The sequence below is a fragment of the candidate division KSB1 bacterium genome, from assembly GCA_034506335.1.
Taxonomy (GTDB): Bacteria; Zhuqueibacterota; Zhuqueibacteria; order JANLFK01; family Oleimicrobiaceae; genus Oleimicrobium.
In genome coordinates this window covers 1-9,917 of record JAPDPR010000079.1, presented here as the reverse complement: position 1 = coordinate 9,917, position 9,917 = coordinate 1, and the positions used below count along the sequence as shown (strand labels likewise).

7 protein-coding genes are annotated in these 9,917 nt (G+C 60.9%); all 7 read left to right on the top strand.

All coding sequences use genetic code 11. The features are described from left to right. Positions 1–448 (top strand): flavin reductase family protein (locus tag ONB25_14775; protein ID MDZ7394148.1); only part of this gene is annotated, 448 nt, incomplete at its 5' end. Positions 449–453: 5 nt separating this feature from the next. Continuing rightward, the gene (locus ONB25_14770; GenBank protein MDZ7394147.1) at positions 454–849 is read left to right on the top strand and encodes a VOC family protein; all 396 of its coding nucleotides are present in this window, start codon (positions 454–456) and stop codon (positions 847–849) included. A gap of 93 nt (positions 850–942) precedes the next feature. Continuing rightward, on the top strand, positions 943–2,310 hold the full coding sequence (locus ONB25_14765; GenBank protein ID MDZ7394146.1) for a hypothetical protein: 1,368 nt from the start codon (positions 943–945) through the stop codon (positions 2,308–2,310). Beyond that, the gene (locus tag ONB25_14760) at positions 2,300–6,595 is read left to right on the top strand and encodes a right-handed parallel beta-helix repeat-containing protein (GenBank protein MDZ7394145.1); all 4,296 of its coding nucleotides are present in this window, start codon (positions 2,300–2,302) and stop codon (positions 6,593–6,595) included. Before ONB25_14765 ends, ONB25_14760 begins: the two co-directional genes overlap by 11 nt. Before the next feature lie 19 nt (positions 6,596–6,614). Beyond that, positions 6,615–8,234: an MTH895/ArsE family thioredoxin-like protein gene (locus tag ONB25_14755; GenBank protein MDZ7394144.1), complete on the top strand. Its 1,620-nt coding sequence runs from the start codon at positions 6,615–6,617 to the stop codon at positions 8,232–8,234. Continuing rightward, a complete protein-coding gene (locus tag ONB25_14750; GenBank protein ID MDZ7394143.1) occupies positions 8,213–9,133 on the top strand; it encodes a GTP-binding protein in 921 nt (306 codons plus the stop codon). The genes ONB25_14755 and ONB25_14750 overlap by 22 nt, the downstream gene beginning before the upstream one ends. Before the next feature lie 38 nt (positions 9,134–9,171). After that, positions 9,172–9,917: hypothetical protein (locus ONB25_14745; GenBank protein ID MDZ7394142.1), on the top strand; the 746-nt coding region annotated here is incomplete at its 3' end.

Below are 9,917 nucleotides of genomic sequence, written 5' to 3'. Positions count from 1 at the left end.
GGTCGCAATTGCGTTGGGCAGTGAACACTATACGAATCCGGGCATCGAAAAGAGCGGCGCATTCAGCGTAAATGTGCCCAGCGTGGAATTGGTGGAGAAGGTGGATTTCTGCGGTCTGGTATCGGGGCGCGACTACGACAAAAGCGCCATTTTCGAGCTTTTCTATGGCGAGGAGACCGGCGCGCCGATGGTAGCAGCCTGCCCGCTGTCCATGGAGTGCAGGCTGGTGCGCAAGGTGGACCTTGGCGGAGACGTGCTGTATATAGGCCAGATCGTCGGCGCCTATGCGGACGCGAAGTGTCTTACGCGGGGGCGGCCTGACGTGCGCAAGATGCGTCCCTTCGCACTGACTATGCCGGACAACATCTACTGGAGCTTGGGAGATCCAGTGGCCGAAGCGTGGGAGGCCGGCAAGAAGCTGAAATACCTTGACAAAGAAGAAGGATAACTCGCATGGCACATGCACCCGTACCCTTTCTCATGTTTGAGGGCCGCGCTGAGGAGGCGATGCGCCTGTACACCTCGCTGTTTCCGGATTCCGCCATCACGCATATCGAGCGCTATGGTCCGGACGAACAGGGGCCAGAAGGCACCGTGCGCAGAGCCGAATTCACGTTGAACGGCCAGAAGTTCATGTGCATCGACTCGCCGATCAAACACGAGTTCGGCTTTACGCCAGCGCTGTCGCTTTTTGTGGAATGTGCCGACGGGGAGGAGTTGCGACGTTACTTCGACGTACTGGCCTCAGGCGGCACGGTGCTTATGCCGGTCGACAACTATGGCTTCAGCCAGTTGTTCGCCTGGGTTAACGATCGTTTTGGCGTGTCCTGGCAATTGAACGTCTGGTGAGCCAGCGCAGGGGGTGAGGAGCGAAGTGTTTCGACCTGAGAGCCGGGTTGCGGTCTTTGCTTCGTGTTGCTCCCGGCAAAGAGGAAGGAACGTATGAGGCAATTCAGAGAACTGAGCTACAGCGGGGCCGGGCAAATGCTGTTCGGACATGCTCTTGGTCCGGTGCGGTGCGGGTTTGAGGTGGGCATCGGCACAGGACAGGTTTTGCCGGAGGTCAACTACACGGTTCCGCCGATGGAGGTGAGTCCGGCACAGTTGCCCGCGATTCTGGACCAGTACCGGGAGATGGTGCAGAGCGTGCTGTCGAGGGCGCAAATCCTCCAGGTACCCGGGGTAGTGCTGGAGTTCGAGCATGCCCCGCAGATGACCAGCCATGTGGAAATTGGCGTGGCCGTCACCAGGCAGACCAGGGAGTTGATGGAGGAGTTTTACCACAAGAAAGGCCTGCCCTCGGCTTTGCGTGTCACGGTGTGCGATATCCGCGACGAGGTGCGTCCCCCCTTGATGCGCAGCGGCAGTGCGGCGCAAACGATGTTACGTTCCTTCGCGGAAAATGCTGCTGCCGGCGCCGACCTGCTGTCCATCGAGTCCACGGGAGGCAAAGAGGTGCACGACCGGGCCTTGTTGGAGGGCGACGTGCGCGGTATCCTGTTTGCGCTTGGTGTCCTAGCGCCGCGGGACATGCACTTCTTGTGGCGCGAGATCGTTGGCATCGCCTCGCAGGGCGGGACAATTGCCGCCGGAGACACCGCATGCGGTTTTGCCAACACTGCCATGGTGTTAGCGGACCGCCACTATCTGCCACAGGTGCTGGCGGCCGTGGTGCGGGCCATGTCCGCCGCCCGCTCGCTGGTAGCGTATGAGGAGGGTGCCGTGGGACCTTCAAAAGACTGCGCCTACGAGGGGCCGGTGATCAAGGCCATCACGGGCGTGCCCATCTCGATGGAAGGAAAAAGCTCCGCGTGCGCCCACTTTAGCCACATGGGAAACGTGGCCGCTGCGGTGTGTGATCTGTGGAGCAACGAGTCCGTGCAGAACGTGCGTCTTCTCTCAGGGCAAGCACCGGAGGTGTTCACTGAGATTCTAGCCTATGACTGTCGTCTGTTCAATGAGGCGATTGCCCGGGGCCAGGCTGCGACGGTGCAGCACCTGCTTGTGGAGTCGGATGTCCACCGCAGCGTCCATGCCCTCATGATCGCCCCAGAAACCTCCTTTGAACTGGCGCGGGCGATCGTGGCCTCGGGAGACGACTTTGAACGCACGCGGCAGGCAGGCTTGGTCGGCTGCGCCATCGTGCGCCGGGCACACGAGCAGGGGAAGCTTGCCTTGCCATCACGGGAGATGGACTGGCTGAGCAGGATCGAGGAGGAGTTGGCTGCCTGCGACAGCGAGGACAAAGCGGTGGCCCACGGGTACGAGCACTATGGCGAGCTGTTCGTCGGGGAGGAGTATGGCCTCTAAACATGACGGCACCAGGGCGCGCGCGACAGCGTGCTTGGTGGCATCGGCCCTTCTCGCGCTCGTCAGCGCGTGCCTGGAAATCGACCAGGTGCAGCAGCCGAGCCTTGTCGCCCCAGGCGATACGCTGACCGTCACGCTGCAGATCCACAGCCAGGACACTGACCCCAATCCGCATGCGGTCTTTGTCACCGCGCTCGTGCCCAATGGCTGGGATGCCATCGGAGCTACTTATCACAGTCAGAAGTACGGAAGCGGTGAGTTCGTGCTCAGTCAATACTGGGCGGATTCGTGCGAGGTGGTGCACCCGAGCGGACCTGAGTACAAGTGGGTGGGCTTTCTCACGCCCAGGGCGTTTCTGGCAAATGAGAATCGCATCGATGCGACCATTGTCCTGAGACTGAAGGTGGGGCAGCAAACCGGCGAGTACAAGCTCGCGTATACATTGGGTGAGGACGCCCTGGGCTACGACACCAGCTGGGGTGATGTGTACGATGCGGTCTTTGACCTGCCCATCAGCGTGGTGGCGCACCTGGCAGTACCGCGCGACTATCGCACCATTCAGGCGGCACTGGATGCCGCCCAGCCCGGCATGGTGGTGGCAGTGGACGCAGGGGTGTACGTGGAGCATCTGCGTCTGAAACGAGGTGTTACCTTACTAGGGGCCGGCGCGGAAAAGACCGTGGTCCTGGCCACTGACCCTTGGCCCACCATCGTCGGCGCGGAGGCGGCGGTGATATCGGCGCTGCGGATGGTAAACACAGCCCCGCAGGGCGTCGTGGTGGATTGTTGGGGTGCTCACGGCATCAGCCTGCATGACTGCGAGATAGTCGTGCCGCCCCAAGGGAAAGGGGTCGCGTGTGACTCCAGCACTGCCGTGTCTGTTGAAAGAAACACCCTGCGTTCCACCGGTCCAGGGGCACGCGCGGCAGTGTTGGCCCATAGCCAGGTTGAGGTCCTCTCCAATCGCGTGGAAGGCTTCCTCCTGGGCGTCGAGCTCAGGCACTGCACTGGCCGGGTGGCTTATAACTTGATCGTTGGCTGCGACTCGGCCGGCATACGCCTGGACACTAGCCGCAGCGTGACGGTTGTGAACAATACCGTGGACGGCTGTGGACATGGCGCGATCGCCCAGGCCTCCACTGCCGAGTTCTTCAACAACATCGTCGCCCACAGTCGGGGGTTCGGGATCTGCGCCGATGGCGGCGTTAGCTGCCGGTACAATAACCTGTGGCAGAATGCAAGCGGCTCATGCCAGGGATGTGTGCCGGGACCGGGCTCCATCTCCGTGGACCCCGCCTTTGTGGGCGGCGTACCCTTCGACTACCACCTCAGGCCGGGCTCTCCTTGCATCGACGCCGGCGACCCTGCAGGCCCCCGTGACCCGGACGGAACCATTGCCGATCTGGGGGCATTCCCATTCCAGCAACCGGGGATCCCCTCCAGTATTAACTACGTCTACCTCATCCATTTCACCCACTTGGACATTGGCTTCACTGACCCTCAGGACGTGGTGGCGGAAAAGTATAAGGGGATCATCGACAAGGCCATCGAATTTGCGGAGATGATTCCTGGGTACGAGTGGACAATCGAGAGCGTGTGGCAGTTGGAGCAGTGGCTCGCGCGCAGCACGCCGTCCGATATTGCCAGGTTACAGAGGTTGGTTGACTCAGGCCGAATTCACCTGTGCGCAGGTTATGCCAACATGCACACCGCGGTGTTAGGGAGCGAGGAGATCAACCGCTTTCTCTATCCGGCTGAACAGTATCGACGGCGCTTTGGGTTCGCCGCTACCACGGTGCTGCAGAACGACGTACCGGGATTCTCTTGGTGGATGCCCACAGTGCTCGCGAATGCGGGGGTGCGCTACTTTGCTGCGGGCGTAAACCAGAGCTTTGGGGGGAGCGCTCAGATTCCGCGCCAGCACAACCCTTTCTACTGGCAGGGGCCGGATGGCCAGAAGGTGTTGACATGGATCAGTCGCGGCAGCTACATGGAGTGGCTGAATACGTACCAGATGGGCAACGTGAGCACCTTTTACAGCGCGCTGGAAAAGGAGTTGCAGGCGTACCAAGCGGCCGGCTACCCTTACGACGCCATCCTCATTATGGTCGGCAGCCTGGAGAACACCTACCCTACTACCCTCATCACCAGCATGGCGGCTGCCTGGAATCAACGTTACGCCAACCCGAAGCTGGTGGTCGCCGGACCGGATGAATTCTTTGCCTATTTGGAACAAAAATACGGTGAACAGTTTGCCACCTATCGTGGCGATTGGGCAGGAGGGTGGGATCTGGTGTCCCTGAATGTGCCGCAGAGCATGGGGATGAACCGACAGGCTCATGATCTGGCAGCGGCTGCGGAAAAGATCGCCACGGTCAACGATCTACTCGGACTTGACTCCTATAGCCGCTCCGTGTTTGACTCCGTGTATGCAAACATGCTGCAATTCGACGAGCACAGCGGCGGTGGCGCGCCGTGGCCAGGGCTCATGACTCCGGAGGAGACGCAGCGCCAGAGCGAGATCGCCGTGGGCTACGCCCGCAACGCCTTTGCCGGCTCTTTGTCTGAGCTCACGCAGGGGCTCCGCCTGATGGCTCAGCAGGTAGCTGCGCCTGCCCCCGCTATCGTGGTCTTCAACCCCTTGAGCTGGCCACGGAGCGATGTGGTACGGATGAGGGCAGATTCCCGATGGTCGGGCCAGGCCGTTCGTCTGGAGGACGCCGAAACCGGAAAGGTCATGCCGTACCAGTGGCTAACGGATTCGCTTCTGTTCTTAGCCGAGGATGTGCCGCCTTTGGGCTACCGCCTGTTTGTGTTTCGGGACGGCGGAGGGGAGATGGTCACAGGTCATGCACTGCGCACTCCTTCCAATGTGGAGCTTGAAAACGAATTCTTCCGCATCCGCGTTGACGCAAGCGATGGCCGGGTGGTCAGTATCTTTGACAAGACCTACCAGCGTGAGCTGGTCAATAGGGCCAGCCCTTTCCCCTTCAACGGGTGGCTCAAGGCGGAAGGGGGAGGTGAGATCGTCATGCCCATGGGGAGCGCACGCATCGACACCTCGGTGCGGGGGCCTGTGGCGCGTGCCCTGGTCATCGAGCGCTCCGGCACGCCGTTCGTGCGCAGCGAAATCTGGCTCTACCACAATTTACGCCGGGTGGAGGTGGTCAACACCATGGACCGCCGTCTCATGGACTGGGTGCCCAACAGCATCGGTTCGGAGTACTATGCCTACGTGTTTCCGTTCGCCTTGTGGGGTTTCCAGACCTATCTGGAAGGGCCGCACGGGGCCTGGAATCCGGAGACAGACCACCTGCCCGGTGCGCCCCGCGGCACCTTTGCCGTGCAGCACGGCGGGGGCATCACCGACGGGCAGTACCGCATCCTGTGGGCCATGCGCGAGCCGTTTGCCGTTGAGTTTGAGCGTTTCCATGGCGTGGAGAACACTTTTGCCCCGCGCGAAGCGACCCTGCTCTGCCGCTTCATCAAGAAGGAAGACGAGGGCCGCTTTGAAGGTGGGACCGTGGGGCCCATCGAGGCGGAACCTGGGACGAGTTCGCTCATCATCTCCACGTTTGCCTTCTGCGGCGACAGCGGGGGGTTCGACCCCGTGATCGCAAGCCAGTTCTGGTGGGGGCATGGTTCGGCTCTGCAGGGGTGTGAGGTGGTGCGCAACGAAGCCGGCGCATTATCGGCTCCGGCTGCCAGCTTCCTGTGGTGCGACCAGCCGCAGGTCATGGTGGTGGCGTTCAAGCGTGCTCACTGGGGTGGCGGCGCCATCGTGCGCTTGATGGAGCTGAACGGCAAGCCGGCTGAGGTTACCCTGCGCTCTGACGTGTTCCGCATGGGGGCCGCAACCATCACCGATGGCCTGGAGCACGACCTGGGCGGCGCAACAGTGGCCTCGGGTGGAGTACGTCTGCAGGTGGGACCTCGCGAAATCAAGACGGTACGCCTGTCTGAGCTCACCACAGGCGCCCTCCAGTATCCCCCTGAGAGCTCCCCTTGGGATTACCAGCTGGAGCAGAACTACCCAAACCCTTTCAATCCAGAGACAAGCATCTGTTATTTCCTTCCCCGCCCGGCAAAGGTGCACATCGCCGTTTTCAATACCAAGGGGCAGTTGGTCAGAACGCTCGTGGATGCCACCGTCCCAGAAGGTCGCCACGTGGTGCGCTGGCGCGGAGACGATGCCTCGGGCCAGCTATTGGCCAGCGGTCTCTACTTTTGCCGTATGACCGTCGCAGGGCAAGTCCGCCAGCGAAAGGTAATCCTGCTCAAATGAAATAGAGGGAGTCTACACGATGGGAAAAGAGCTGATCCTGAATGCGATACGTGGACAGAAGACGGAGCGCACCCCCTGGCTTCCTTTTGTGGGCTGCCATGGTGGAGCGCTCGTTGGGGTGGATGCAGCCACCTACCTGCGGTCTGCTGAGCTGATTGTCCGCGGGGTGACCGAGGCTATCCGGCTCTATCGGCCCGACGGGGTACCGGTCACGTTTGACCTGCAAGTGGAAGCTGAGGCACTTGGTTGTGAGTTGCAGTGGGCTAAGGAAAACCCGCCTGCGGTGGTGAGCCATGTGCTGGAGCAGAGGGAGCTGAGCCAGCTGCGGGTGCCTGAGGAGGGCGCAGGACGGATACCGACGGTGCTGGAGGCGACGCGGCAGCTTGCTCAGGCCGGCCACGACGTGGCCCTGTTTGGCCTGGTAACCGGCCCGTTCACCCTTGCCCTCCACCTGAAGGGGACGGCTATTTTCATGGAGATGTACGATCGGCCGGAGGCGGTAAAGGAGCTCTTGCAGTTCACCACCCAAGTCGCGATACGGATGGCTAGCCTTTACGCCGACGCTGGCTGCGACGTAATCGCGCTAGTGGACCCCATGACCAGCCAGATCTCACCGGAAACCTTCCGCGAATTCGTCTCGCCCTACGCAACCCGGGTCTTTGAAACCATCCGCGCCCGCGGCCTGCTCTCGTCTTTCTTTGTGTGTGGCCATGCGCAAAAGAACGTCGAAGCAATGTGTCAAACCGGCCCGGACAATATCTGCGTGGACGAGAATATTCCCCTGGATTTTGTCAAGAGGACCTGCCAGCAGTACGGAGTCTCCTTTGGCGGCAATATGCCGCTGACCACGGTGCTGCTCATGGGAAGCGAGGATGACTGCAGGCGCAGCGCCATCCAGTGCATGGACGTAGGCGGTGACACTGGCTACATTCTCGCGCCGGGCTGTGACCTCCCATACGGCACACCGAAGGCGAACCTTGTGGCCGTAGCCGAGGTAGTGCACGACCCCTACAAGCGCCAAGTGGCCAGAGAATTGCTCGCCAAACAGGAGGAGGTCACCGCGGCCATAAACCTTGCCGACTATGGCCGCACCGACCGTGTCATTGTCGACATCATCACCCTGGACTCGGAGGCCTGCGCGCCCTGCCAGTACATGGTGGAGGCGGTCAAAGCCGTGGCGCCGCACTTTGGCGATCTGGTACTCTGGCGGGAGCACAAGATCAAGCAGCGCGAGTCGGTGGAGTTCATGATGGGCTTGATGGTGCGCAATGTGCCCACCATCTGCATCGACGGGCAGATCAAGTTTGTGAGCATCATCCCTTCGCAGGAGGAACTGATTCGCGCCATTCAGGAGCGGATCAATGAGAAGCTGCACATGAAGCTGCGGGAGCGGCGTGGGCGGCTGCTGGTATTGGGAGGTGGGTGCGAGCGCTGTGAGCAAGTGTGGGCGAACGTGCAGCAGGCTGTGCGAGAGTTGGGCAGCACCGTGGAGGTGGAGCGCATCATGGACGAGGAGACGATCTACTCGTACGGCGTCTCAGCCACGCCCGCCATTATCACAGTGCGCGAGCAGGTGCGCGCAGCGGGGCGCGTGCCGTCTGTGGAGGTTATCAAGGAGTGGCTGAAGGAGCTGCAATGATCCCCACCATTTTGCTCACTGGGTTTCTCGGTGCAGGCAAAACCACCCTCCTCAACAGACTGATCGGCCACTATGCTGACCGCCGCCTCGTGCTCCTCATCAATGAGTTTGGCACAGTCGGCATTGACGGGCGCTTGCTTCGGGAGGGGAACTATGAGAAGGTGGAGTTGAACCGGGGCAGCCTTTTCTGCATCTGCGTGCGCACCGACTTTATCGCAGAAGTAGAGCGCATCGCCCAGGAGCTGCGGCCGGACCTGCTGCTCATCGAGGCCACCGGCCTTGCCGACACCAGCGAGATGGAAAAGATGCTGGCTCTGCCTGCGTTGCGCAGCTGCGTGCGGGTTACCGCCTGTGTCTGCGTGGTAGACTGCCAGACCTTCCCCAAGATAAAGGGCGTGCTCAGGGCACCGGTGTCCCAGGTGCGGAGCGCCGACCTTGTGTTAGTAAACAAGTGCGACCTGGTGCCGCCGGAGGTGGTGGAACAGGTCTCTGCCGCGGTGCAGGATTTGGCTCCGCATGCTCAAGTGCTGCGCACACAGTTTGCCGACTTTCCTCTGGAGATCCTAGACACGATCCGACGGCCGGAGGTCTCTGCTACTGGCCCCCCAGGTGAAGGGCGACCTGATCCCCTCTTCTCGTACACTCTTCAGGCGCAGGGCGACTTTGATAGGGAAAGCTGGGAACGCTTCGTGGCCTCCCTCGGGCCCGGTCTGACGCGCATGAAAGGCTTTATCTCACTGGAAGGACAGCACACCTACGTAGACGCCACCATGGCGAACATATCGTTGCACCACACCGGGAGACCGGCAGATGGGCGCAACGAAGTGGTGATCATTGGCCAGGGGTTGCAGAGGGCGAAGCTGGAAGCCTCGTTTCTCCAAGCTCTGCGCCGGATTTGAAGGCCTTCTCGAAAAGCGCAACAATTGCGGAGGTGGTCGTGACATCGAAAGAACGGGTTTTGACGGCACTTCGCCATCAAGAGGCTGATCGCATCCCAAAGTTCGAGCTTTGCGTCAACTCGCCGGTGGGGAGCAAGGTGCTTGGCCGGGATGCGTGGGTGGGAACCGGCGGCTACGTGATGGGCAAGCTCCGCAACGACATGATCCTGGCCGGGAAACGGCGGGAGTTCTATCAACGCTTCATCGAGGATACCATCGAGTTGTATCGCAAATTAGGCTATGACATCCTGGTCATCGACCCTTATGAGAGCGAGCATGACCTGAAGCCGAAGAAGGTGGGCGAAAACGAGTGGCGGTATGAGATTGGTGAGGGCTACTGGGCGCTCATGCGCTACCTGCCCGAAGAAGACCTCTACTACGAAGTCGACTCCAGCCTGCGCCACCAGGGTATGGACGGCTTTCGGGCCATGGTCAAGGCTATGGAGAAGCGTGGGCCGTCGCCCATAGTACCCGACGACACGATGTTTGAGGCGCTTGACTATGCCTTGGCCAACGCTCCGGACATGTTTGTCCTTGGACATTACGACGTGTATCTGCCCACCTTTTCCACGTGGCTGCCGGTGTTTTTGGAAGCCATGGTCACTGATCCAGGGCTGGTAAAGACGTATTTGGACATCGTGCATGAGAACAACTTTCCGCTGCTCATTGCGCAATTGGAACGCGGTGTCGATGGCATCGATGGGCGCATGGATTTTTGCGGCAAGAACGGCCCGATGTTCTCGCC

What these genes read in the sequence shown, in the direction of transcription:
- ONB25_14770 (MDZ7394147.1), top strand. Translation starts at nt 454, where the DNA reads ATGGCACATGCACCCGTACCCTTTCTCATGTTTGAGGGCCGCGCTGAG.
- ONB25_14765 (MDZ7394146.1), top strand. Translation starts at nt 943, where the DNA reads ATGAGGCAATTCAGAGAACTGAGCTACAGCGGGGCCGGGCAAATGCTG.
- ONB25_14760 (MDZ7394145.1), top strand. Translation starts at nt 2,300, where the DNA reads ATGGCCTCTAAACATGACGGCACCAGGGCGCGCGCGACAGCGTGCTTG.
- ONB25_14755 (MDZ7394144.1), top strand. Translation starts at nt 6,615, where the DNA reads ATGGGAAAAGAGCTGATCCTGAATGCGATACGTGGACAGAAGACGGAG.